The organism is Noviherbaspirillum soli (assembly GCF_015352955.1).
Classification (GTDB): Bacteria; Pseudomonadota; Gammaproteobacteria; order Burkholderiales; family Burkholderiaceae_D; genus Noviherbaspirillum_A; species Noviherbaspirillum_A soli.
Genome location: NZ_JACYOX010000003.1, coordinates 233367 through 256302, shown reverse-complemented (window position 1 = coordinate 256302; position 22936 = coordinate 233367). Strand labels below are relative to the sequence as shown.

18 protein-coding genes are annotated in these 22936 nt (G+C 67.6%); 3 read left to right on the top strand and 15 right to left on the bottom strand.

Translation table 11 applies throughout. The features are described from left to right. Window positions 1-8: 8 nt before the first annotated feature. Window positions 9-1556 (bottom strand): hypothetical protein, encoded by a 1548-nt coding sequence (locus tag IGW04_RS05210; RefSeq protein WP_194711971.1) that lies wholly within the window; start codon window positions 1554-1556, stop codon window positions 9-11. Window positions 1557-1822: 266 nt separating this feature from the next. On the opposite strand from IGW04_RS05210, the gene IGW04_RS05205 reads away from it, so the two are divergent. After that, entirely contained in the window at window positions 1823-3034 is a 1212-nt protein-coding gene (locus IGW04_RS05205; protein ID WP_194711970.1) for an MFS transporter, read from the top strand. 1044 nt (window positions 3035-4078) lie between these two features. On the opposite strand, the gene IGW04_RS05200 is transcribed toward IGW04_RS05205, so the two are convergent. From IGW04_RS05200 to acnA, 6 genes are all read right to left on the bottom strand, one after another. Further along, window positions 4079-5578 carry a tripartite tricarboxylate transporter permease gene (locus tag IGW04_RS05200; protein ID WP_194711969.1) on the bottom strand — a complete coding sequence of 500 codons (1500 nt, stop codon included), beginning with the start codon at window positions 5576-5578 and terminating at the stop codon, window positions 4079-4081. 9 nt (window positions 5579-5587) lie between these two features. Continuing rightward, window positions 5588-6085: a tripartite tricarboxylate transporter TctB family protein gene (locus IGW04_RS05195; RefSeq protein WP_194711968.1), complete on the bottom strand. Its 498-nt coding sequence runs from the start codon at window positions 6083-6085 to the stop codon at window positions 5588-5590. Continuing rightward, window positions 6082-7062, bottom strand: a complete 981-nt coding sequence (locus tag IGW04_RS05190; RefSeq protein WP_194711967.1) for a tripartite tricarboxylate transporter substrate binding protein — start codon at window positions 7060-7062, stop codon at window positions 6082-6084. The genes IGW04_RS05195 and IGW04_RS05190 overlap by 4 nt, the downstream gene beginning before the upstream one ends. Window positions 7063-7363: 301 nt before the next feature. After that, the gene (locus IGW04_RS05185) at window positions 7364-8101 is read right to left on the bottom strand and encodes an ABC transporter substrate-binding protein (protein WP_194711966.1); all 738 of its coding nucleotides are present in this window, start codon (window positions 8099-8101) and stop codon (window positions 7364-7366) included. A 24-nt stretch (window positions 8102-8125) separates the two neighbouring features. Next, a complete protein-coding gene (locus IGW04_RS05180; protein WP_194711965.1) occupies window positions 8126-9025 on the bottom strand; it encodes a GntR family transcriptional regulator in 900 nt (299 codons plus the stop codon). Further along, window positions 9022-11661 (bottom strand): aconitate hydratase AcnA, encoded by a 2640-nt coding sequence (gene acnA / locus IGW04_RS05175; RefSeq protein ID WP_194711964.1) that lies wholly within the window; start codon window positions 11659-11661, stop codon window positions 9022-9024. The genes IGW04_RS05180 and acnA overlap by 4 nt, the downstream gene beginning before the upstream one ends. Window positions 11662-11909: 248 nt before the next feature. Between acnA and IGW04_RS05170 the strand changes: the two genes are divergently transcribed. Then, a complete protein-coding gene (locus IGW04_RS05170) occupies window positions 11910-12212 on the top strand; it encodes a DUF4148 domain-containing protein (RefSeq protein WP_194711963.1) in 303 nt (100 codons plus the stop codon). Window positions 12213-12380: 168 nt separating this feature from the next. On the opposite strand, the gene IGW04_RS05165 is transcribed toward IGW04_RS05170, so the two are convergent. The 4 genes from IGW04_RS05165 to IGW04_RS05150 form a co-directional block, all read right to left on the bottom strand. Then, window positions 12381-13694, bottom strand: a complete 1314-nt coding sequence (locus IGW04_RS05165; RefSeq protein WP_194711962.1) for a type II toxin-antitoxin system HipA family toxin — start codon at window positions 13692-13694, stop codon at window positions 12381-12383. Window positions 13695-13776: 82 nt separating this feature from the next. Continuing rightward, window positions 13777-13944, bottom strand: coding sequence for a hypothetical protein (locus IGW04_RS26100; RefSeq protein ID WP_323744814.1), 168 nt, complete (start codon window positions 13942-13944; stop codon window positions 13777-13779). A gap of 324 nt (window positions 13945-14268) precedes the next feature. After that, the gene (locus tag IGW04_RS05155) at window positions 14269-14691 is read right to left on the bottom strand and encodes an EamA family transporter (protein WP_194711961.1); all 423 of its coding nucleotides are present in this window, start codon (window positions 14689-14691) and stop codon (window positions 14269-14271) included. 56 nt (window positions 14692-14747) lie between these two features. Next, the gene (locus tag IGW04_RS05150) at window positions 14748-15509 is read right to left on the bottom strand and encodes a hypothetical protein (protein ID WP_194711960.1); all 762 of its coding nucleotides are present in this window, start codon (window positions 15507-15509) and stop codon (window positions 14748-14750) included. A 281-nt stretch (window positions 15510-15790) separates the two neighbouring features. On the opposite strand from IGW04_RS05150, the gene IGW04_RS05145 reads away from it, so the two are divergent. After that, entirely contained in the window at window positions 15791-17032 is a 1242-nt protein-coding gene (locus IGW04_RS05145) for a M20/M25/M40 family metallo-hydrolase (protein ID WP_194711959.1), read from the top strand. Window positions 17033-17068: 36 nt separating this feature from the next. Here IGW04_RS05145 and IGW04_RS05140 read toward each other — a convergent pair whose 3' ends face one another. From IGW04_RS05140 to IGW04_RS05125, 4 genes are read right to left on the bottom strand one after another with little or no spacing between them, the layout of a single operon-like run. Next, the gene (locus IGW04_RS05140) at window positions 17069-18316 is read right to left on the bottom strand and encodes a TolC family protein (RefSeq protein ID WP_194711958.1); all 1248 of its coding nucleotides are present in this window, start codon (window positions 18314-18316) and stop codon (window positions 17069-17071) included. Continuing rightward, complete coding sequence (locus IGW04_RS05135; protein WP_194711957.1) at window positions 18313-18627, bottom strand: DUF3240 family protein; 315 nt, start codon at window positions 18625-18627, stop codon at window positions 18313-18315. The genes IGW04_RS05140 and IGW04_RS05135 overlap by 4 nt, the downstream gene beginning before the upstream one ends. After that, window positions 18624-21692 carry an efflux RND transporter permease subunit gene (locus IGW04_RS05130; protein WP_194712041.1) on the bottom strand — a complete coding sequence of 1023 codons (3069 nt, stop codon included), beginning with the start codon at window positions 21690-21692 and terminating at the stop codon, window positions 18624-18626. The genes IGW04_RS05135 and IGW04_RS05130 overlap by 4 nt, the downstream gene beginning before the upstream one ends. Then, window positions 21692-22807 carry an efflux RND transporter periplasmic adaptor subunit gene (locus IGW04_RS05125; protein WP_194711956.1) on the bottom strand — a complete coding sequence of 372 codons (1116 nt, stop codon included), beginning with the start codon at window positions 22805-22807 and terminating at the stop codon, window positions 21692-21694. The genes IGW04_RS05130 and IGW04_RS05125 overlap by 1 nt, the downstream gene beginning before the upstream one ends. Window positions 22808-22936 lie beyond the last annotated feature (129 nt).

Genomic DNA, 22936 nt, shown 5'->3' with positions numbered 1-22936 from the left:
GCTACGGGCTAGCGCGCGTTCGCCTGTCCCTCCCCTGCGGGCCCGCGCAGCCCGGCGATCCGGAAGATCATCACTCCCTCCCGCTCGCCCAATGGCTCCAGCACCGCCTCCCGCCGGATCTCCTCCAGCGTATGCAAATAATCCCGCCCTTTATCCATGAACCAGACCAGGAACGCCGGCCTGCCCGGATTGCGCGCGATCTCTTCGCGGAAGGCCGGCATCGTGCTGGACACCACTGTCGATGAATACCGGCCCAGCATCGGCGAGTACTGCACGTAATCCACGCCCGCCTCCACCCAGGCCACCTCCGGCCGGTTCGAGTACACCAGCGCATCCGCCGGCAAGCGATGGTCCCTGAATGCCCGCAGGTCGCCGACGTGATAGCCGCGATAGATCGTCGCATGCTTGACCGTGGCGACCACCGTGCGGGTGGCCGGGATGGACAGCGCCAGCAGGAAGGCCAGCGCCAGCGCCCGTTTCAGGTACAGCGCGCGCAGGCCCAGCAGAGCATGCACGATGAAGGCGCCCTGTATCGCCAGAAGCGGCGTGTTCACGCCCAGGAAGCGGTCGACGCAGCAGGTGTTGGAGCGCTCGGCCACGACCATGATGAAGACGGTATAGACCAGCACGAACAGCGACAGCACGATGGAGGAGACCAGCAGGGGCCGGTCGTTGCGCCGGCGCAGCCAGACCAGCAGCGGCGCCGCCACCACGACAAGCAGGATGATGGCGCCGGCCGCCTCGTTCAGGGCCTGCAGCCGGCTGGGCAGCACGGTTTCGCCGATCGACGACAGCGACTGCGCGATGATCTCGCGGGGGCCGAAGATGGAAGGCAGGCGCTCGCCGGTCAGCGTGCCGGAAATCCGCAGGTTGCGCGCAAGCCAGATCGCGGTTGGCACGCTGGCGATCAGTCCATAGGCGAAGGCGGCCGGAATGCGGCGCAACAAGCCGGTGTCCCGGCGCAGGAACATCAGGCTGAAGGTGCCGACGATGACCGTGATGCCGCCCGCATAGCGCTGCTGCGTCGCCGCGCCTGCCAGCACCGCCGCCAGGATCACGTTGGTCCAGCTCGGCACGGCCAGGCAGCGTGTCAGCGCATACAGCGCGGCCACCACCAGCGCCACGAACAGCGGCTCGGACCAGAGCATGCTGGCGTAGTACAGCAGCATCGGCGACAGCGCGACCCACAGCGCGGCCAGCAGCGCCAGCACGGTCGAGCGCGTCACCGACGCGATCCACAGCGCCGCCAGCAGCGTGGTGCCGCTCCACAACAGCGCATTGAGCACCCGGGCGGCGCCGAGCACGGAAAAGCCCATCTGCTCGAACAGCGCCAGGAGCGTGGGGAACAGCGGCGGCCAGGACGTCATCCGCTCGCCGGTAAAGCCGACGAAGCCACGCCCCAGCCCGAGATTGCGGGCGGCAGCCAGATAGTCGACCGAGTCGGGCGAGAGCGCCAGTCCCGGCGGCTGGGTGGCGTACAGCGCCAGAAAAGCGGGAAGCAATGCCAGTGCCAGGAACCCGGGATGCCGCCGTTGGTGCTGCTGCTTGATATGCATGTTGCAGTACTCCGTTGCCGATAAAACAACTTTAACTGAACAGCGATTAAAGCATGCCGGTCGCAGCGCATCCTGCGTCGGATCAAGGCCGGCTGCCCCGGCGCACCAGGCGACACGACCGTTTGCGGTCAACAGGCCCGGCGGCGAAATCCGGATAATGAAGGCCTTCCGCCCATTCCCGGCGCTCCTGAAAGCCATTGCATGTTGCCTGTCGTTTTCTTCCTGCGCCCACGGCCCGCGCGCATCGCGCCACAGCGGCGGGCTGGATGATCAGCACCTTCCGCTCGCTGGCCAGCTACAACTACCGGCTATGGGCCGGCGGCGCGCTGGTGTCCAACGTCGGCACCTGGATGCAGCGCACCGCCCAGGACTGGCTGGTGCTGACCGAGCTGACCAACAACAGCGCCACCGCGGTCGGCATCGTGATGTCGCTGCAGTTCGGGCCGTCGCTGCTGCTGCTGCCCCTGACCGGCTATGTCGCCGACCGCTACGATCGGCGCCGCGTGCTGCTGGCGACCCAGAGCGCCATGGCCCTGCTGGCGCTGGGCCTGGGCCTCCTGACGCTGCTGGGCGTGGCGCAGCTGTGGCAGGTTTACCTGTTCGCCTTCCTGCTCGGCTGCGTCAGCGCCTTCGATGCCCCGGCGCGCCAGACCTTCGTCTCCGAATTGGTGGGCGAGCAGCACCTGACCAATGCGGTCGCTCTGAACTCCACCTCCTTCAACGCCGCCCGCATGATAGGCCCGGCGGTGGCGGGCCTTTTGATCGCCTCGGTCGGCACCGGCTGGGTGTTCGTGATCAATGCGCTGTCGTATATCGCGGTGCTGGGTTCGCTGGCCATGCTGCGCGTGGCCGAGCTGCACTGGCGCGGGCGGGCGCCGCGCGCCGAGGGCGGGCTGCTGGCGGGCCTGCGCTATGTGTGGGACCGGCCCGACCTGAAGACCGTGCTGTTCATGCTGTTCCTGCTGGGGACGTTCGGCCTGAACTTCCCGATCTTCATCTCGACCATGGCGGTGGGCGCCTATCATGCCGGCGCCGGCCATTACGGCGTGCTGAGTTCGGCGATGGCGGTGGGATCGGTGGCCGGCGCGCTGTTTACCGCGTCACGCGCCCAGCCTCACATTGCGCGGCTGGTCAATTCCTCGGCGCTGTTCGGCCTGGGCTGCGCGCTGGCCGCGCTGATGCCGAGCTACCAGACCTTCGGCGCGATGCTGGTGCTGGTGGGGATTTCGGCGCAGACCTTCACCACCTCGACCAACAGCGTGGTGCAGCTGTCGACCGAGCCGGCCATGCGCGGCCGGGTGATGGCCATCCTGCTGGCGATCCTGATGGGCGCCACGCCGCTCGGCGCGCCGGCGGTGGGCTGGGTGGCCGACACCTTCGGCCCGCGCTGGGCGCTCGGCGTGGGCGCCGCATCCGGCATTGCTTCGGCCATCGTCGGCCTGCTGTACCGGCGCAGGGCGCGCGCAGCCAGGCGGTGAAAGGGTGGGTTCGGTTTTAATTGCTGGATTTGTGGCGCGGAGCCACAGGTTGCGGTTGCGGTTGCGGTTGCCGTTGCCGTTGCCGTTGCCGTTGCCGTTGCCGTTGCCGTTGCCGTTGCCGTTGCCGTTGCCGTTGCCGTTGCCGTTAGGGTCCCCGTCTGTGTACCGCCGTGCCGTCGATGCCCGGAGCGGGAAAAGGTGCGGCGTCTGTCTGAGCGCAGCGCAGCGTAGCGAGTTTAGCCGCGCCCCGCTCCGGGCATCGACGGCACGGGAACCCCGCGCAGCGGGGCGGCACAGTCGGGGTCGCCTTTTCTTGCCTACTTCTTTTGGCGAAGCAAAAGAAGTAGGTCGCCCGCCGGGGCGAACACCCGGCCTGGTCATGACGACAGTGCAGTCGGCTTGTTTCACCAGGCGGAAAGACGTCACTGCGAAGCAGCAGTTGGCTTTTGAAGTTAAAGGTTTAACGTTCAAAACCCTTTGAACAACAACACCGACAGTGCTGACCGTGCCTTGCCGGGTGACGCAAGACGGTTGCACTGCCGTGGAGACAAGCCGGGAATCCGTCCCGGCAGCCGGGTCACTTTTTTTGCTTCGCCAAAAAAAAGTAACCAAAAAAAGGCGACCCGGTGATCGCGCCCCGCTGCGCGGGGTCCCCGTGCCAGCGGTACCCGGAGCGGGGCGCGGCTAAACTCGCCAAGCTGCGCTTGGCTCAGACAGACGCCGCACCTTTTCCCGCTCCGGGCACCGCTGACACGGCGCGCTCAACGGGATTTCACTGCAACGGCAACTTCAAAAACAACGGCAACGGCAGAGGCAACCGCAACCGCACCCGCAACCGCACCCGCAACTGCCTCCCAGGACCAGATCCGCCAACCGGATCAGACTACTCCGCCATCTCCCCCCGAAGAGACTTGACGCCTGATCCTTCATCAGCGTTTCAGTGGAACGCCCCTCCGTGTTATCCCACCGACGCCGCGCCAACGCCGCCAGGATGCGATGCTGCCGCAACCTGAAACCGGCCAGCCTGAACAGGTTCCAGCACCCCTACTCGTCGCCGCCCTTGAAGCGGCGCAGGCCCTTGAACAACAGCGGCGCCAGCAGGGCGATCACTGCAATTGCGAGCAGGGTCGCCGACACCGGGTGCTTGAAGAACACCAGGTAGTCGCCCAGGCTGACCTGCAGCGCCCGGCGGAACTGGCTTTCCGCCATGGGTCCCAAGATCAGCCCGACGATCATCGGCGCCACCGGATAGTCCCAGCAGCGCATCAGGTAGCCGGTGACGCCGAACACCACCAGCATCGTCAGTTCCACCACCGAAGGATTGGCCGCCAGCGTGCCCATGGCCGCAAACACCAGGATGCCGGCATACAGCCAGGCCTGCGGAATGGCCAGCAGCTTGACCCACAGGCCCACCAGCGGCAGGTTCAGCACCAGGAGCATCAGGTTGCCGACCAGGAAACTGGCGATCAGGCCCCAGACCATCTCGGGGTTGGTGGTGAAGAGCAGCGGTCCGGGCACCAGGCCGTACTGCTGGAAGCCGGCCAGCATCATGGCCGCGGTGGCCGATGTCGGCAAACCCAGCGCCAGCAGCGGCACCAGGGTGCCGGTGGCCGATGCATTGTTGGCCGCCTCCGGGCCGGCCACGCCCTCGATGGCGCCGCGGCCGAACTGCTCGGGGTTTTTCGTCAGCCTGCGCTCAAGGGTGTAGGACAGCAGCGTCGGCACTTCGGCGCCGCCGGCGGGCAGCGCGCCGATCGGAAATCCGAGGGCGGTGCCGCGCAGCCAGGCTTTCCATGAGGCTTTCCAGTCGGCCCTGGTCATCCACAGCGAGCCGCTGACCGGCTCTACCCGTTCTGTCACGTTCTTGAAGCGGGAAGCGACATACAGCGCTTCGCCCATCGCAAACAGGCCGACCGCCAGCGTGGTGATCGAGATGCCGTCCATCAGCGACGGCACGCCGAATGCCAGGCGCGCCTGCCCGGTCAGCTTGTCGATGCCGACCAGGCCGAGGAACAAGCCCAGCGCCAGGCTGGTCAGGCCGCGCAGCACCGAGGTGCCGAAGGTGGCCGACACGGTGACGAAGGCCACCACCATCAGCGCGAAGTAGTCCCAGGGGCCGAACTGCACCGCCAGGTCGACGATGGTCGGCGCCAGCAGCGCCAGCAGGAAGGTGGCAATGGTGCCGGCGACGAAGGAGCCGATGGCCGCGGTGGCCAGCGCCGGGCCGGCGCGGCCGGACAGCGCCATCTTGTAGCCTTCGATCGCGGTGGCGATCGAGGCCGCCTCGCCGGGCGTATTGATCAGGATGGCGGTGGTGGAGCTGCCGTACATGCCGCCGAAGTAGATGCCGGCGAACATGATGATCGAGCCGGTCGGGTCGAGCCTGAAGGTTACCGGCAGCAGCAGCGCCACCGTCAGCGACGGGCTGATGCCGGGCAGGATGCCGACCAGTGTGCCAAGCAGCACGCCGATGCCGGCAAAGAGCAGGTTGCCGGGCTGCAGCGCGATCCAGATGCCGTCGGCCAGAAGTGAAAGCGATTCCATGTCGGCTCCTTATCCCAGCAGCCGCTCTAGCGGACCCATCGGCAGCGACAGCCCGAGCGCCTTGGTGAAGAACAGGTACACCGCCGTGCTCAGCACCAGGCCGTAGACCGGCCCGAGCGACCTGAGCGAGCGGCCGAAGCCGCAGGCGGTGAAGGCGAACAGGATGGCCGACGACACGATGAAGCCGGCGCCGATCGACAGCGCGACGATCTGCAGCACCAGCCCGGCGAACACCCAGGCCAGCGAACCCGGATTGACCTTGTCTTCCGGGTCCTGTGCCTGCCGCTGCCCGGCCAGGCGCAGCGCCTGCACCAGGTGCGCCACGCCCAGGCCGGCCAGCAGCAGCGCGACCAGCTTCATCGCCGCCGACGGGCCCACGTTCGGCCCCATGCCGGACGCCACGCCAAAGGAATCGAACAGGGTCAGCCCGGCCAGGCCGAGCAGGATCACGCCGACCACCAGCGGCGCCCGTCCGGCGGGCACCGAGCCATCCTTGCCGAGGCTCATTTCACCAGGCCGATCGAGGTCAGGATGTCCTTTACGCGAGCCTGGTCGGCCTTCATGAAGTCGGCGAACTGCTCAGGCGGCAGGTAGGCATCGTCCCAGCCGCGCGCCTTCAGGATCTTGGTCCACTCCGGCGACTTGACCGTCTTTTCCACCGCCGCCGACAGGGCCTTGCGCTGCTCGGGCGTGATGCCGGGCGCCGCCACGATGCCGCGCCAGTTGACCAGCTCGACATCCAGGCCCTGTTCCTTCAGCGTCGGCACTTCCACGCCGGGAATGCGCTTGCCGGAGGCAATGGCCAGCGCGCGCAGCTTGCCCGACTTGATCATGCTTTCGAATTCGCCGTAGCCGGACACGCCGGCCGCCACGCGTCCGCCCAGCATTTCGGCCAGGGCTTCGCCGCCACCCGAGAACGGCACGTAGTTGAGCTTGCCGGCGTCGCCGCCGGCGGCCTTGGCCACCAGGCCGGCCAGGATATGGTCGGCGCCGCCGGCCGAACCGCCGGCCCAGACCACCTTGGACGTATCGGCCTTGATGGCCGCGGCCAGGTCCTTGATGCTCTTGTGCGGCGAACTCGCCGGCACCACCACCACCAGCGGGTCGGCGGTCAGGCGGGCGATCGGCGTGACGCTGTCCAGGCCCACGGGCGACTTGTTGGTCAGCACCGCGCCCAGCATGGTGATGCCCATCACCATCATCTGGTTGCCGTCGCCCTTGGCGCCATTGGCGAACTGGGCCAGGCCGACGGTGCCGCCGGCGCCGGGCACATTGACCACCTGCACGCTCTTGGCGGCGCCGGCCGCGACCATGGCCTGCTGCAGCGAGCGCGACGCGCCGTCCCAGCCGCCACCCGGCGCGGCCGGCGCGATGATCTTCAGTTCCATCGGCGCCTGCGCCATCACGGGCGCGGCGGCGGCGAACGCGGCGGCGATTGCCACGGCGCGGCCGGCATGGGCAAACAGGTGATTGATCTTGTACATGCAACATCTCCTCTTGAAAGCACCTGGTTTTTGCGGTGCGGATTTTTAATGAAGGATGGACCGGGCAGCCAGGCACGGACTGACAGCACTGCCCGGTTGAACTGCCCTATCGCGGCCGGCGATCCATGCAAGCCTGCGCCCGCGGATATCCGGCCCTTTCTGGCCGGCGGTTTCGTCAGCCTTTCAGCATGACGTCATGGCCGGACGATGGCACCCAGCATAGCTTATGGCTGGCTTGCCAGCCGTTAAACGAACGTCGCGCACTAAAACACTAGTGTCGACTTGTTTTCTTTTTACAACATTATTCCGAGCCGGCCGGCGCCACCGAGGCGCCCTGTATGCCATGCCGCTGCAGCGCCTCCGACACGAAGCCGCTAGCCTTCTTTTCTTCGACGAAGGCGCGCAGGAAGTCCGCCGCCTCCGCACCGCGGCTTTTCGGCAGGCCCATCGCCTGGCGGATCACCATGAAGCGCTGGTCCAGCAGCCGCAGGCCGCCAACTTTCGCGGCATCGGCCTCCAGCTGCTGCCTGACGCCGGCGGCGACCTCGGCGCCCTGCTGCAGAAAGGTCTCGACCACGGCCGGCGAGGTGGGCGCACGCAGGATCTGCGCATGGGCCAGGGTGCGGCTCAGGTACAGGTCATAGGCGCTGCCCTTGCCGACCACCACCCGCTGGCCGGCGCGGTCGACTTCGTCGTTGGTGAAGAGCGGGGAATCAGCCTTCACCAGGTAATAGCCTTCGATCAGCACATAGGGCCCGGTGAACGCGATCTCGGCGCCGCGCAGCGGGTCGATGGCGAAGAAGCCGATGTCGGCCTGCTCGGCGGCCACCGCCTGCACCGACTTGCCGGCCGCGTCGAACACCACCAGTTCCAGTTCCACGCCCAGCGCCGTGGCCAGTTCCCTGGCCAGGTCGACCGAGACGCCGCCGGGCTGGCCGCCGGCATCGGTATTGGCGAGGATGGGATTGCCCAGGTTGATCGAGGCGCGCAGCTTGCCGGTGGGCGTGAAGGCGGCGCGGATGGCGGGAGTCAGGTTCATGGACGTAGCCTCTTGTTGGTGGGTTCAGGGTTGCAGGATGTTCTCGATGCGCGACAGCGACTGCATCGTATGGTCCAGGTGTTCGCGCAGGAAGGCCGCTGCCTCGGCATTGCGCCGCTGTTCCAGCAGGTCCAGCAGGTGCAGGTGCTGCCGGCAATGCTCGGGATAGCGTTCGCGCTGGCGCATGGAACGGTAGGACAGCAGCCGGCGCACGCGGTTGACGCGCCGGATGGCGTCGATGAAGAAGGCATTGCCGGAGGCTTCCACCAGGCTTTCATGGAAGCGCACGCCGCGGTCGTGCAGCGCGTCGGCGCTGGCGGTCATGATGCCGCCGTCGAGCAGCTGGCGCTCGGTGGCGCGGCATTGGGCGAGCACGGCGGCGTCGAGGCGATAGCCCGGCTCCAGCAGCGCGGCCGGTTCCAGCGCCAGCCGCAGCCGGTAGGACTGCAGCAGGCTGTCGGGCGTGGTCAGCATCGATGAGAACGTCCAGCCGTAGCCGGGCTTGCGCTCGGCCCAGCCTTCGCTGGCGATGCGGCCCAGCACCGCATTGAGCTGGGCGGCGGTCAGGCCGTAGCGCTTGCGCATCATCTGCTCGGAGAATGCCTGCGGCAATGCGCCCCTGAGCAGGTCGTCGGCAATCCGGAAATAGCTGCTGGTGACGATGTCGGCCTCATCCAGGCCGAGCTTGCCGACGATCTCGGCCAGCGCCTCCTCGGTCAGCGGCCGGGCCAGGAAGTAGCCGCGGTTGGGCTGGCGCGTCAGTACGCCCTGCTGCGCCAGCGCCGCCAGCGCGGCATTGACCGGCTGGCGCGACACCCGCAGCCGGTCGGCCAGCATCTGTGCCGGCAGGTGCGTGCCCGCCGCCCAGTCCTGCTGCCGGGCCAGTTCGACGATCTGGCGGGAGATGGCGGCTTCGGCGCTCATGGGACGGCAGGCTTTCGGATCGGCGCGGCGGCCATTGCCTGGCGCAGGATGATGGGAATCACGCCGCCGTTCTCCAGCAGCGTGCATTCCAGCCGGGTCTCGATCGCCGCCTGCGCCTCGAACGCCTGCACCTCGCCATCGGCGCGGTGCAGGCGTACCGGCACCCTGCAGCGCGGCTGCAGCGTCGCGGCCTGCGCATCGATTTCCAGCCGGTCGCCCGGCCGCAGCCGCAGCGCATCCGGATGCATGCCGGCCGGCAGCCGCAGCGGCAGGATGCCCATGCCGATCAGGTTGGCGCGGTGGATGCGCTCGAAGCTCAGCGCCAGCACCGCGCGCACGCCGAGCAGCCTCTGGCCCTTGGCTGCCCAGTCTCGCGACGAACCGGTGCCGTAGCGCTCGCCGGCCACCAGCACCACCGCGTCGCCGGCATCGCGGTAACGCTGCGCGACCTCGAAGATGGGCGCGACCGTGCCGCTGGGCACATGCAGGGTATGGCCGACAGGTGCTTCCGGGCACAGCAGGTTGCGCAGGCTCCTGCTGTAGAACGCGGCGCGCAGCATCACTTCCCAGTTGCCGCGGCGAGAGGCGAACACGTTGAGGTCATTGCGGTCGTCGCCGCGCGCAACCAGGAAGTCGGCGACGAAACTGTCCTTCGGGATCGCGCTGGCCGGCGAAATATGGTCGGTCGTCACGTCGTCGCCCAGCACCAGCAGCGGATAAGCCAGGTAATGGCCAAGCTGGCTGTCCTCGCTGGCGGCCGCGAAGGGCGGGCGGCGCAGCGCGGTGGAGGCGGCATCCCAGGCGAACTGCGGCGCCCGCGGCGCTTCCAGCTGGTGCCAGGCCGGGTTTTGGCTGGCCAGCGCGAAGGCGCGCCGGAAGTCCTGCGGCGCCACGCCGCGCCGGACATGGACGTCGATCTCCTCCTGCTTCGGCCACAGGTCGCGCAGGTAAACCGCCCTGCCGTCCGGCGCGACCTGCAGCGGTTCGCGGCTCAGGTCGATGTCGGCCCGGCCGGCCAGCGCGAACGCGATCACCAGCGGCGGCGACATCAGGAAGCCGAGTTCGAGATCGGGATGGATGCGGCCCGGAAAATTGCGGTTTCCCGACAACACCGCCACCGGCCTGGCCTGGCGCTGCGACAGCGCCTGCTGCACCGGCCCGGTCAGCGCACCGGAATTGCCGATGCACGTGGTGCAGCCATAACCGACGATGTCAAAGCCCGCTGCAGCTAGGTCGTCCAGCACGCCGGCCCGTTCCAGGTAGGCGGCGGCGGCCGGCGAGCCGGGGCCGAGCGAGGTCTTGACCCAGGCCGGCGTGCGCAGGCCGAACGCGCGGGCACGCCGTGCCAAGAGGCCGGCGGCAATCAGGAGGCCAGGGTCGGAAGTGTTGGTGCAGCTGGTGATGGCCGCGATCGCCACCGGATAGGCCGGCAGGCCGTTGCCGCCTACCGGCGCCGGGCCGCTGGCGGCCAGCGCACGGCCGGTGTCGGCGTAGTCCAGCAGGTCCTGCGGCCGGCGCGGGCCCGCCACATGCATGCCGACCGCATCGAGGTCGACGTCCAGCACGCGGGTGTAGCGCGGCGCGGCAGCCGGATCGAACCAGAGGCCGTTGCGGCGCGCATAGGCCTCGACCAGCGCCACGCCGCCGGCGTCGCGGCCGGTGGCGCGCAGGTAGTCCAGGGTATGGCCGTCGATCGGGAAGTAGGCCGTGCTGGCGCCGTATTCGGGCGTCATGTTGGCCACCACGCTGCGCGCGCCGGCATCCAGCGTGGCCACGCCGGGGCCGAAGAATTCGACGAATTCGCCGGACACGCCGATGGCGCGCAGCCGCTCCGTCAGCGTCAATGCGAGATCGGTGGCAAGCACGCCGGCCCGCAGCCGGCCGCCCAGGCGCACGCCGATCACGTCGGGAATGCGCAGCATGGTCGGCATGCCGAACATCACCGTCTGCGCCTCCAGGCCGCCGACGCCCCAGCCCAGCACGCCGATGCCATTGATCATCGGCGTATGGCTGTCGGTGCCGATCAGGGTGTCGGGCACCAGCCATGGCTGGCCGTCGCGCTGCTGCACCGTGACCACAGTGGCGAGCTGCTCCAGGTTGATCGTATGCATGATGCCGGTGCCGGGCGGATGGATGCGCACGTCCTGCATCACCGTCGATGCCCACTTCAGGAAGCGGTAGCGCTCGCCGTTGCGGCGCATTTCCAGCTGCAGGTTGCGCCCGGCCGCATCGCGCTGCGCAAAGAATTCCACCGCCAGCGAATGGTCGACCGAGATATCCACCGGCAGGCCGGGATGGAGTTGGGCCGGGTCGCCGCCGGCTTCGGCCAGCGCGTCGCGCATCGCGGCGATATCGACCAGGGCCGGCGTGCTGGTGGTGTCATGCATCAGCAGGCGCGCCGGCTGGAAGGCAATCTCCGCCTCGCTGCTGCCGGTGTCCAGCCAGGCGAACATTGCCTGCACCGCCTCTTCCCGCTCGGCGCCGTCGGTATTGCGGACCAGGTTTTCCAGCAGGATGCGCAGCACCACCGGCAAATCGGCATGGCGCACGCCGAACAGGGCCGGCAGATCCGCCAGCAGATAGGTCGAGCCGCCATGGCCTAGGGAGGCGGGTACGAAAGAGGACAGGTTTTCCATACCTCATATTTGCATAAATACGCATAAAAATGCAATGTACTGGTGTTGATATCCTTGATTGTTCGTGAATATGGAATTCTGAATTGTTTGTAGCGCTGTTTATTGCGGGCGCAAGGGTGAGTACACTGTGTCCATCGATGAACGCACCAGCAGGTGCGGTTCACCGAAGCAGGACCCGACGGGCAGACTTGACTCTTGAATGCCTTGACCGCCGTGCCCGCTTCCCTAACCTTTATTTGGAGAACACCATGAACGTCAAGAACCTCATCGCCGCAGTTGCCGTCTTCGCCGCCGCCGGTTCGGCCTTTGCCCAGCAGACCGAATTCGTCGCCCCGGACGCCGGCTTCCAGTCCCGCCTGACCCGTGCCGAAGTGCGCCAGGACCTGGCCCAGGCCGCCTCGGAAGGCGCGATCGTCCAGCGCCAGCATGACGGCCAGGACACGGTCTACGCCGCCAGCAGCCGCAGCCGCCAGGAAGTGCGCGCCGAAGCCATCAAGGCCGCGTTCAACCGCCACTATGGCGATGTGAACGACACCTACTTCGGCGGCTGAGCAGCAGTCAATCCGCTCTGAAGCAGCAACCGGCCGCGCCTTGCGGGGCAGCTGGTTTAGAACAGCAAAAGCCGGCGCATGCCGGCTTTTGTTTTATAAGAGGTGTTCATAAGCAGATGGCCCGGACTCATCAAGGACATCCGTATTCGCTGCGTCGCACTCTCCAGTTCATTTAGCCAGAGCCTTGGCCTCTTCCAGGCCGAAATGCTCGAACGCAGGCTCGAAGTCGTCCAGCTCGGCCGACCGCAAGCCCACTTCCGGCGTCACCGCCACGGATTTCCACTGGCTTACCGCTTTCACTACCTCCGCCAAAACCTGTTTTGCTTCGTTTGGCTTCAGTTCGAACCGCGCGGCCTGCCCCATAAGCTGTTCGATAGAGCTTATCGGCCCCGTATCCTCGCTGAGCCACGTTGTGGATTCGCGGTCCTTGTCCGGAGATGGGTTCAAGTCGAAGGCGGGAGACAGACACCACAGGTTTTTGTCGGCATACAAAAAACCAATGTTTTGAAGATGGTCATCGACATTGGTGATGAGGTGGTTAAACACCAGCCGGCGCCAAAGTTGCCTGGCGTCCGCTGCGAAATTCAGGCATTTGGAGCGCATCTCATCGACCAACTCGGTGTAAGCGTGGTCCGCGTTCCGGCTTGCTTGCAGAAGCGTTGCCCCAGACATGTACGGGATGCGGCCGTCCGTGGTCGTACGGTCGAAACGACGGACAATTGCCACCGCAGTGCCCTGGACCATGACGATGCGCGCGTCGGCGGCGTCGATGCCGGCCAGGCGCGCCAGGCGCAAAGCCAGCACTTCCCCGCGCGTGACGTTGCGCTCGTCCTTCACGCTCGGGAATTTTCCCAAGGCGAGCGTGCCGTCCTCGTCAAGGATGGTGCACTTTGGCCGCATGCCGCCCAGTGATGTTCCTTTTCCTTGCAAGTACGTCAAGTCCTCCGCCGTTTCCTGGCCGAGTTCGACGGCGCGCGAAGCGGCCAGCATCTTTTCCAGTTCCAGCATTGGCGGTGTGGTTCGCCGGCCTTCGTCGGCACTGCACAGGCATCCACCACTGGCGTTCCGAATTCGAAGCGCACCGATACGGCTGAAGTCGTCTACTGCACACAGATAATCCAACTCCGTCAGTGCGGTAAGTGCCGGATTCTTCTTGCGCTCTTTCGCATGCGCGCGGGCGATGACACGCCGGCCCCAGGCGTCCGGTTCGGTGTCCGCCAGGGAAAGGAAAAAGAGCGAGTCGTCCCTGCTTGGCGGCTTGCGGATCTGATAGGCCAGATCCGGCGCCAAATCGGGGGAAATGTCGAAAAACTGCGCATCTCGCAACCACGCTTCACGGTAAGCGAACTGGGAAAACTGTCGAGCCCCATCCTTCCGGAAAATCACTCTCCCCACGCCCAGCCTGGCTTTCCCGACGCAGACGTCGAGCTCAACCTTGATACCCAAGTCTGACTTGGGTTTGTTTGTTTTGGTCGAATTCATTACCTGTCGACGAGCGGCTAGAACGCCCCTCCTTCCGGAGTACGTCGCGGCCTGCGCACGCGCTGTGGAAGATTTTCCTCCATCAAGGTAAGGCCCACTGTGTCGTGCGAACTGTCCAGGAGGAGTTCCAGCTTGTCGAGCTCCCAAACACTTGCAAAGCCCGGGCAAAGTGCTGCAGCGCAGTTCCGGGACTGCCTTCCTCCATCCGCCGCACCGTGTTCACGGAGGCGCCGATGCGCTCAGCCAGCATGTCTTGCGACATGTGTCGACGCCGGCGCGCAAGGGAAATGCCCCGGCCTATTCGGCGCAACGCACGTTCAACAGGCAAGGGAAGGGGAGCGACCATGAATAACACACCAAATATGGTTGTATGACATTTATAAGGATACAAATATGAGCGAGTATAGCGATCCTGCCCTGCGGCCGAAAAATATTGGTCCTTATAGCCAAATATAGACGCTTAACGCTGTTTGACACCCATATATGGTAGATAAAGATAAAAACAGCAGCCTGCCCAGGCTGCGCCACCTGCCACCAACGGTTCTGCGCAGCCTTATGCACCCAACCGTCTTTCTCACCCGCGCGCAATCACCACCAAGCCCGCCACGATCAGCCCCGCTCCCATCAGCTTGGCCAGGGTAACGGTTTCATGCAGCACCCAGAAAGACAGCAGAAGGGCGATCACGACGCTGCCCTTGTCGATCAGGGCAACGGTCGAGACGTCGCCCAGCTTGATCGCCTTGTAATAGAAAACCCAGGAACCGGCGGTGGTCACCGCCGACACCGCCAGCCAGAACAGGTTTTTCGCATTGAGCGACTGCAGTTCGGCGGCGGGCACGACAGCGCCGGCAAACAGCAGCACGAACACAAAGACGAAGCAGGTGCGCACGGCCAGGCCCAGATCGCCCGAGATGCCCGACAGGCCGAGCTTGGCGATCACGGACGTGAAGCCTGCAAAGGCCATCGAGATGAATGCATAGATGAGCCATCGGTCCATTTTGCTGGTTTCCTTCCGCTGAAATTGCGTCGTGAAGCGATACGGCGCGCAGGCGCCTAATAGGTCAGCCCGATGGAAAAGCGATTCTGGCTGACGCTGCCGAAGTTTGCATAGGGATCATGGGCAATCCGGACGAAGGTATGCCGGTGGGTATAGGTAATGGTCAGCCCATGTCCACGCACCAGCATGCCATCATCCGCCAGGCCGCGCTTGTAGGTGCCGTCCAGCGAGAGCCGGTCGCTGTCGGTCAGGTTCAGATGGGCATACAGATGGGTGATGCGCTGCCCGGTGCCCAGCCGGTCGTCACGGACCTGGTAAAGCGCCAGGTCGACATGGGGAATCACGCCCGTGCCCGCGCCCAGCGTGACTGCATCGTTCGGGTCGAAATTGAGGTTGTAGTAATTGCGCAGGTTGGTGCGGCCCAGTCCGGCGATCAGGTAGAACGGGTCGCCTACCTGCAGCGTGGCCGAGCCGCCGACGAAGCCGCCGCTTGCCGCCTGTGCCGACCACACCACATGCCCGGCCTGGAAGTACTGGGTGTATTCATAGCCGGAACGCAGCTGGCGCTGGCCTTCCCGGGCCAGGTACTGGCCCGCCCACAGGGAATGCGGCCCCCGGTTGGCGCGCAGGTTCAGGTCCCAGGCGTGATTGCCATCGGCGGACTGATACCAGGACGGCGTGAACTTGATGGCCAGGTCGTTATCGCCGCACCAGGCCGGCGCCGCAATGCAGGACGACAGGCAGGCAGCAAGACGCAGGCTGGCAATGCGGGGAGGAATGGGCCCGGGCTTCATCGAGTGGCGGACAAAAAGCGGCATCTTAGCGTGGATCGTCGTCCCAGGTTGCCGTCCGTTGGCATCGCAGCCAGGCAACTGTTATTCACCACAGTGATATTGAGTATTGGCAATGGAAATTTCCGCCCTTGCCGGGCCGCCGGTATAGTTCTCCCTGTCTCCTCCACCCTCCCAAAGGATGGATTTACCCGCTCCCTGTGAGCGGGTTTTTTTTGCCTGGCGATTCCAGGTGCGGCAGCGTCGACGGTCAGCGAATCGGACGCCATTGGCTAGAATGACGGCTCCCCAAATAATCAGGAGACGCCGTGCGCATCAAAACCCTTCCCGCCCTGCTGGCCCTGGCCCTCTCGGCCGCCGTCCACGCCAGCGTCCATGCCGCCGAAGCAAGCCAGCCGCTGCTGCAGGCCGCCCGCCAGGCCGAGCCGGCAGTGATCGAGAGCCTGAAGGACATGGTCATGATCGAATCCGGCAGCAGCGACGCGGCCGGGCTGGAGAAGATGGCCGACTATGCCGAGGCCAGGCTCAAGGCGCTGGGCGCGGCCACCGAGCGGCGGCGCGGCAGCACCGGGCCGGGCAGCATCGTCATCGGCACTTTCAGCGGCACCGGCAGCAAGCGCCTGATGCTGATGGCGCACATGGACACGGTATACCCGGCCGGCACGCTGGCAACCCAGCCGTACAAGGTGGAAGGCCGCCGCATCTATGGCCCCGGCATTGCCGACGACAAGGGCGGCGTCGCCGTCATCCTGCATGCGCTGCAACTGCTGAAGGACGCCGGCTGGCGCGATTACGGCAAGGTGACCGTGCTGTTCAATGCAGACGAGGAGATCGGATCGGTCGGCTCGGGCGACATGATTGCCGCGCTGGGCGCGGAGCATGACTACGTGCTGTCGGCCGAGCCGACCCAGGCGGGCAAGGAAGGCATCCTGCTCGGCGCTTCAGGCACCGGCACCGTCACGCTGCAGGTGCAGGGCCGCTCCTCGCATGCGGGCGCGGCGCCCGAAGCGGGGCGCAATGCCCTGATCGAGCTGTCGCACCAGCTGGTGCAGACCCGCGACGTGGCCAAGTCCGTGGCCGGCACCCAGCTCAACTGGACCGTGTCGCAGTCGGGCAAGGTGCGCAACCAGATCCCCGAATCGGCGGTGGCCACCGGCGACATGCGCCTGACGGTGCCGGACGGCTTCGAGAAGCTGGAAGCGGCATTGAAGGACAAGGTGCAGAACCGGCTGGTGCCGGACACCCGGACCACGGTCAGCATCGAGCGCGGCCGCCCGCCCTTCGTCGCCAGCGCCACCGCGCGCGAGGTCGCGAAGAAGGCGCAGGAGGTCTATGCCGAGATGGACCGCAAGCTGACCCTGGTCGACATGACCGGCGGCGCCACCGATGCCGGCTTCGCTTCCCAGTCCGGCAAGGCGGTGGTGCTGGAAAGCTTCGGCCTGGCCGGCGCCGGCTACCATGCGCGCGATGAATACATCGACGCCGACACCATCGTGCCGCGGCTGTACCTGATGGCGCGCATGATGCAGGAAGTCGGCCGCGGCCAATAGCAGCAGGCGGCGGTCCCGCCTGCGCGCCGGCCCGCTTCAGTCGGCGTGCAGGCTCCAGATCGCATGCATGTCCAGCAGCAGCCTGGCCTGCGCTTCCAGGGCATCGATCTGCGCCTGCTCGGCGGCCGACAGCGCGTCCAGCGCCTGCCGCCTTGCCAGCAGCGTGTCCGACAGCGGCGACTCGCCCAGTTCATAGGCGCGCGCCACCAGCGCGGCATTGCTGCCGGACTGGCGGCCGATGTCGGCAAGCTGGCGCCACAGCGTCTGCGTGCCGTCGGCCCGCAGTGCGGCGGCCAGCGCGTCGGCTTCCACCTTCAGCCGCACCGCGCGCGCATTCTCCAGCGCGACGTTGGCGCGGCCCTGGCTGGCCACCACCTGTTCGCGGCGTGCCTGGCCCGGTATCGGGATCGACACCGTAACCGAGAACAGCCGCTCCTGGCGGTCGCGCTCCTGCGCATAGCGCAGCCCCAGCGTCGGGTCGGGCGTGCGCTCCAGCGCAGCCCGCTCGGCGCTCGCCCTGCCAAGCGCGGCCTCGGCATCGGCCAGCTCGATTTCATGGTTGTCTTCCAGGATCGTGCGCCGCCACAGCGCGGCGTCGCCGGCCGGCAGCGCCGGCTCAGGCAGGCCGTCCGGCAGCGCCGGCGCCAGCCCCGGATAGCTCACCGCGAGGCTGGCGGCCAGCAGGTCGCGCCGCTGCGCCGCCTGCAGGAAGGCGGCCTCGGCGCGGTTGCGCTCGGTATCGGCCAGCATCATTTCCATGCGCGGCGCGTCACCGGCCGCCACCCGCCTGCGCACGATGTCGGCCTGCTGGCCCAGCAGCGCCGCATGCTGCTGCAGGCGCCGCGCCGCCTGCGCCTCGCGCACCCATTCGAACCAGCGCCGCAGCAGGGTGCGCGCGGCCTCATGCCAGGCGTCGGCCAGCCGCGCCTCGGAGATCGACACGCCCTGCCGGCCCAGCTCGGCATCCTTGTCGGCCTTGCCCATCCAGCGCAGCGGCCGCTCCAGCGCGACCTCGTTCTCGTGATACCGCGGCCCGCTGGCTTCATTGCGCCGCTGGGCGCTGGCCTTGACCGACCATTCATACGGCCCTGCCGCAAGCCGGCGGCTGTTGGCCTGTTCCACTTCGATGCCGGCCTGCGCGGCCGTCACCTGCGGCTGGCGTTCCAGCAGCCGGGTGACCAGCTGCGGCGGCGGCAACAGCGGCGGATAGGCGGCGCCGGCAACCCCGGCGGCCAGCGCCGGCACGGCGGCAGAGAGCGCCATGCAGAGCAAAACCGATTTCATCCTGACCTTCCATAAGCAGTGAGCGGCACGGTCCACCAGGACAGCGCGGGCGTCGGAAACTGACGCCGCACGCTGGCAAGCAGGGCATCGACCTGCTGCGCCTGCATCGGCATCGTGACCAGCGCCAGGCGGGCCCGGCCGCGCACCTTTTCCATGGCGGTGGCCAGGTTCGCGCCCTGGCCCATGCCGTCCTGGTGGGCCACCATCAGGCTGTCGGCCCATTCCGGATGCGCGCCCAGGTGCTCCAGCAGCGCATCCTCGATGCTGGCCGGGACCACCAGCGTGAGCAGGCAATCGCGCGGCGCCGTCATGCCGTCCTCCCGCGTCCGAAGCGCTTGAACAGCAGCGGCAGCAGCACCAGCGTCAGCAGGGTGGAGCTGAGCAGCCCGCCGATCACCACGATGGCCAGCGGCCGCTGGATCTCCGAGCCGGGGCCGGTGGCCAGCAGCAGCGGGATCAGGCCGAAGCCGGTGATGCTGGCCGTCATCATCACCGGCCTCAGCCGGCGCCGGGCGCCCTCGGTGATCACCGCCAGCGTGTCCATGCCGCGCGCGGCGAGCTGGTTGAAATAGCTGATCATCACCAGGCCGTTGAGCACCGCGATGCCCATCAGCGCAATGAAGCCGACCGAGGCCGGCACCGACAGGTATTCGCCGGTGACGGCCAGCGCCAGCACGCCGCCGATCAGCGCAAACGGGATGTTGACGAACACCAGCGCGGCCTGGCGCAGCGAGCCGAAGGTGGTAAACAGCAGCAGGAAGATCAGCGCCAGCGCCACCGGCACCACCACCATCAGCCGGCTGGCCGCGCGCTGCTGGTTCTCGAACTGGCCGCCCCACGCAACCCGGTATCCGGTCGGAAGCTTGACCTGGCGCGCCACCGCCGCCTGCGCCTCGGCCACGAAGCCGACCAGGTCGCGGCCGTGCACATTGGCCCGCACCACCACCATGCGCGCGCCGTTCTCGCGCTCGACCCGCACCGGGCCATCCACCGTCTTCAGGCGCGCCAGGTAGGACAGCGGCACCGCCTGGCCGTCGGCCAGCGGCAGCCGCAGGTTCTGGAACAGCTCGGGCGACATGCGCAGCGCCTGCTCGCCGCGCACCATCAGCGGCAGCCGCCGCCCTTCCTCGACCACGATGCCGGCCTGGCGCCCTTCCACCAGCGCCCGCAGGTCGTTCTGCACCTGGTCCACCGTCAGGCCGAAGCGGCCGGCCGCCATGCGGTCGATCTCCACCTGCAGGTACTGCAGGCCGGTGTTGCTGACCGTGAGCACGTCCTGGCTGCCGGGTATGGCTTCGAGCAGCGTCACCACCTGCGCCGCCAGCCGGCCCAGCTGCGCCAGGTCGGCGCCATAGATCTTCACCGCCAGGTCGCCGCGCACGCCCGACAGCATTTCCGAGGTGCGCATTTCGATCGGCTGGGTGAAGCTGAAATTGATGCCGGCAAAACCGGAAACGGCTTCCCGCAGCCGCTGCTGCAGCACTTCCTTGTCGGGACTGCGCCACTGGTCGCGCGGCTTGAGCACCAGGAAGGTGTCGGTCTCGTTCAGGCCCATCGGGTCCAGGCCCAGTTCGTCGGCGCCGGCGCGGGCGACGATGCTGCTGACCTCGGGCACCTTGGCCAGCACCTGGCGCTGCACCGCCAGGTCGATGTCGGCCGTCGCCGCCAGGTTGATCGACGGCGCCTTCTCCACCTGCATGATGATGTCGCCCTCGTCCAGCGTCGGCATGAAGGACTTGCCGAGCAGGCCGAACAGGAGCGCCGCGCCCGCCAGGCCGGCCAGCGCCAGGCCATAGACCAGGCGCTCGCTGCGCAGCGCCCATGCCAGCATCGGCGCATAGCCCTGTTCCAGCCAGCGCACCAGCCGCGGCTGGACATGGCTGCCGTTGCGCAGGAAGAACGAGCTCAGCACCGGGATCACGGTCAGGGACAGCAGCAGCGAGGCCGACAGCGCGAACACGATGGTCAGCGCCACCGGCGAAAACAGCTTGCCTTCCAGGCCCTGCAGCGTCATCAGCGGCAGGAACACCATCATGATCACCAGCATGCCGGCCGCCACCGGCGCCGCCACCTCGCGGGCAGCGCGGTAGACCAGGTGCAGCCGCTCGCGCGGCGCGCCTTTTGTCGGCTCGGCCATGTGGGCCTCGATGTTTTCCACCACCACCACCGCGGCATCGACCAGCATGCCGATCGCAATCGCAAGACCGCCCAGTGACATCAGGTTGGCCGACAGCTTGAAGTAATGCATCAGCACGAAGGTCGCCAGCGCCGACAGCGGCAGGATGGCCGCCACCACCAGGGCCGCGCGCAGATTGCCCAGGAACAGGAACAGCAGCACCATCACCAGCACCACCGCCTCGGCCAGCGCCTTGGCCACCGTGTTGACTGCCCGGTCGACCAGCGCGCCGCGGTCATAGAAGGGGCGGATGGTGGCGCCGGCCGGCAGGTTCTTCTCGATCTCGGCAACCTTGGCGCGCACCTGGGCCACCACCTCGCGCGCATTGGCGCCGCGCAGGCCCAGCACCAGCCCTTCCACCGCTTCCCGCTTGCCGTCGATGGTGACGACGCCGTAGCGGGTCAGGCTGCCCACGCGGACGGTGGCCACGTCGGCCACCCGCACCGGCACGCCGCCGCGCTCGGCGATGGCCAGCGCCTTCACGTCGTCGGGCGTGCGGATGCTGCCGTCGGCCCGCACCACCAGCGCTTCCTCGTGTTCCGACAGGCGGCCGGCGCCGTCGTTGCGGTTGTTCGATTCCAGCGTGGCCTGCAGCTGCGCCAGCGACAGGCCGCGCGCGGCCAGCGCGGCGATATCGGGCACTACCTCGAAGCTCTTGACCATGCCGCCCAGCGCATTCATGTCGGCCACGCCGGGAATGGCGCGCAGCTGCGGCCGCACCACCCAGTCGAGCAGGGTGCGCTTCTGCTCCAGCGACAGGTCGCCTTCGATGGTGAACATGAACATCTCGCCCAGCGGCGTGGTGATCGGCGCCAGGCCGCCGGCGGCCCCGGGCGGAAGGTCGCGCATCGCATTGCCCAGCCGTTCGGCCACCTGCTGGCGCGCCCAGTAGATGTCGGCGCTGTCCTCGAAGTCGAGCGTGATGTCGGCGATGGCGTACTTCGACTGCGAGCGCAGCAGCCGCTGGCCCGGTATGCCCAGCAGTTCCTGCTCGATCGGCGCGGTGATGCGGGTTTCGACTTCCTCCGGCGTCATGCCGGGCGCCTTCATGATCACCTTGACCTGGGTCGAGGAGACATCCGGGTAGGCATCGATCGGCAGCACCCGCAGCGCCATCGCGCCGGCGCCGACCAGCATCACGGTCAGCACCATCACCAGCAGGCGCTGCGACAATGCCAGGGCAAGCAGGCGGTCCAGCATCACTTGCCCTCGCCCTGGGCGCCCAGCCCCATCCACATGCCCTTCAGGGCGACCATGCCCTGCACCGCCACCTCGCTGCCGGGCTTGAGGCCGGCCCGCACCACGCTGCGCTCGGCGCCGCGCGAAAGCACCGTGACCCGCACCGGCCGCACGCCGTCGGCTTCGCGCAGCATCAGGTAGTCGCCGGCATCCATGCGCAGCAGCGCCGCGCTCGGCACGGACAGGCCGCCGCGCTCGCCACGGGTGCTGACCACGGCATCGATGTACTGGTTGGGCCGCAGGCATTGCCCTGCCTGCGGCAGTTGCGCGCGCACCAGCACCGCCTGGCTGGCGGCATTGACCTGCGGGCTTATTGCGCTGACCTTGCCGGCGCGCGGGCAGCCATCGACCTCCACCTTGTCGCCCGGCTGGATGCGGTCGGCCTGGGCGCGGGTGGCCTGCAGTTCCAGCGCCAGCTCGCCGGCCCGGGCCAGCCTGGCCAGCGGCGCGCCGGCCTCGACCTGCTGGCCCGGCATCGCCAGCAATTCCAGCACGATGCCGGCCTGCCGGGCCGCCACCGGCATGGTTGCCGACAGCGCCTGCTTCGATGCCAGCGCGCGCAGTCCGGCCTCGTTCATGCCGGCCAGGCGCAGCAGCTGCGCCCTTTCCTGCGCCGCCACCCGCGCCTGCACCTGGGCATTGCGGGCATCCTGCAGCCGGCTCAGCGCAATGATGCCTTCGCGGTGCAGCGCCTCGTCGCGCGCCAGCTTGTCGGCGGCCAGACGCTCCTGGGTCGCCAGCTGCACATAGTCACGCTGCCATTCCAGGAACTGCGGGCTGAACAGCCGGGCCAGCACGGCGCCGGCCGCCACCGCCTGCATCGGCGCCGCCGCCACCTCCTGCACCACGCCGGCGGCAGGCGCGCTGACCACCTCCATCGCCTGCACCGGGAACACCACGCTGCCGGCCAGCCGCATCGCCTCGCCGTTCGCGCCGGCTTCCTCGATGCGGCCATAGGCAATGCCGGCGGCGCCGGACTGCGCCGGACTGAGCTTGATCAGCGGCGCGTCCTGTGCCGGTGCGCCTGCGGCGGCGAGGCAAAGACAGAAGAGGGCCAGCGTTTGGCGTGGGGTCATGGGTGAAAGCGGCGGAAAAGGCGTTGATGGTCGGGTCGGTTGGATCGCGCCGGAAAGGCCAGGCCTGTCGGCGTGCGGCAGTCGCCGGACGCAGCCGGCGCCAGCGCGGCCTGCGCACTTGACCGGATG

What these genes read in the sequence shown, in the direction of transcription:
- IGW04_RS05210 (WP_194711971.1), bottom strand. Translation starts at nt 1,556, where the DNA reads ATGCATATCAAGCAGCAGCACCAACGGCGGCATCCCGGGTTCCTGGCA.
- IGW04_RS05205 (WP_194711970.1), top strand. Translation starts at nt 1,823, where the DNA reads ATGATCAGCACCTTCCGCTCGCTGGCCAGCTACAACTACCGGCTATGG.
- IGW04_RS05200 (WP_194711969.1), bottom strand. Translation starts at nt 5,578, where the DNA reads ATGGAATCGCTTTCACTTCTGGCCGACGGCATCTGGATCGCGCTGCAG.
- IGW04_RS05195 (WP_194711968.1), bottom strand. Translation starts at nt 6,085, where the DNA reads ATGAGCCTCGGCAAGGATGGCTCGGTGCCCGCCGGACGGGCGCCGCTG.
- IGW04_RS05190 (WP_194711967.1), bottom strand. Translation starts at nt 7,062, where the DNA reads ATGTACAAGATCAATCACCTGTTTGCCCATGCCGGCCGCGCCGTGGCA.
- IGW04_RS05185 (WP_194711966.1), bottom strand. Translation starts at nt 8,101, where the DNA reads ATGAACCTGACTCCCGCCATCCGCGCCGCCTTCACGCCCACCGGCAAG.
- IGW04_RS05180 (WP_194711965.1), bottom strand. Translation starts at nt 9,025, where the DNA reads ATGAGCGCCGAAGCCGCCATCTCCCGCCAGATCGTCGAACTGGCCCGG.
- acnA (WP_194711964.1), bottom strand. Translation starts at nt 11,661, where the DNA reads ATGGAAAACCTGTCCTCTTTCGTACCCGCCTCCCTAGGCCATGGCGGC.
- IGW04_RS05170 (WP_194711963.1), top strand. Translation starts at nt 11,910, where the DNA reads ATGAACGTCAAGAACCTCATCGCCGCAGTTGCCGTCTTCGCCGCCGCC.
- IGW04_RS05165 (WP_194711962.1), bottom strand. Translation starts at nt 13,694, where the DNA reads ATGAATTCGACCAAAACAAACAAACCCAAGTCAGACTTGGGTATCAAG.
- IGW04_RS26100 (WP_323744814.1), bottom strand. Translation starts at nt 13,944, where the DNA reads ATGCTGGCTGAGCGCATCGGCGCCTCCGTGAACACGGTGCGGCGGATG.
- IGW04_RS05155 (WP_194711961.1), bottom strand. Translation starts at nt 14,691, where the DNA reads ATGGACCGATGGCTCATCTATGCATTCATCTCGATGGCCTTTGCAGGC.
- IGW04_RS05150 (WP_194711960.1), bottom strand. Translation starts at nt 15,509, where the DNA reads ATGCCGCTTTTTGTCCGCCACTCGATGAAGCCCGGGCCCATTCCTCCC.
- IGW04_RS05140 (WP_194711958.1), bottom strand. Translation starts at nt 18,316, where the DNA reads ATGAAATCGGTTTTGCTCTGCATGGCGCTCTCTGCCGCCGTGCCGGCG.
- IGW04_RS05135 (WP_194711957.1), bottom strand. Translation starts at nt 18,627, where the DNA reads ATGACGGCGCCGCGCGATTGCCTGCTCACGCTGGTGGTCCCGGCCAGC.
- IGW04_RS05130 (WP_194712041.1), bottom strand. Translation starts at nt 21,692, where the DNA reads ATGCTGGACCGCCTGCTTGCCCTGGCATTGTCGCAGCGCCTGCTGGTG.
- IGW04_RS05125 (WP_194711956.1), bottom strand. Translation starts at nt 22,807, where the DNA reads ATGACCCCACGCCAAACGCTGGCCCTCTTCTGTCTTTGCCTCGCCGCC.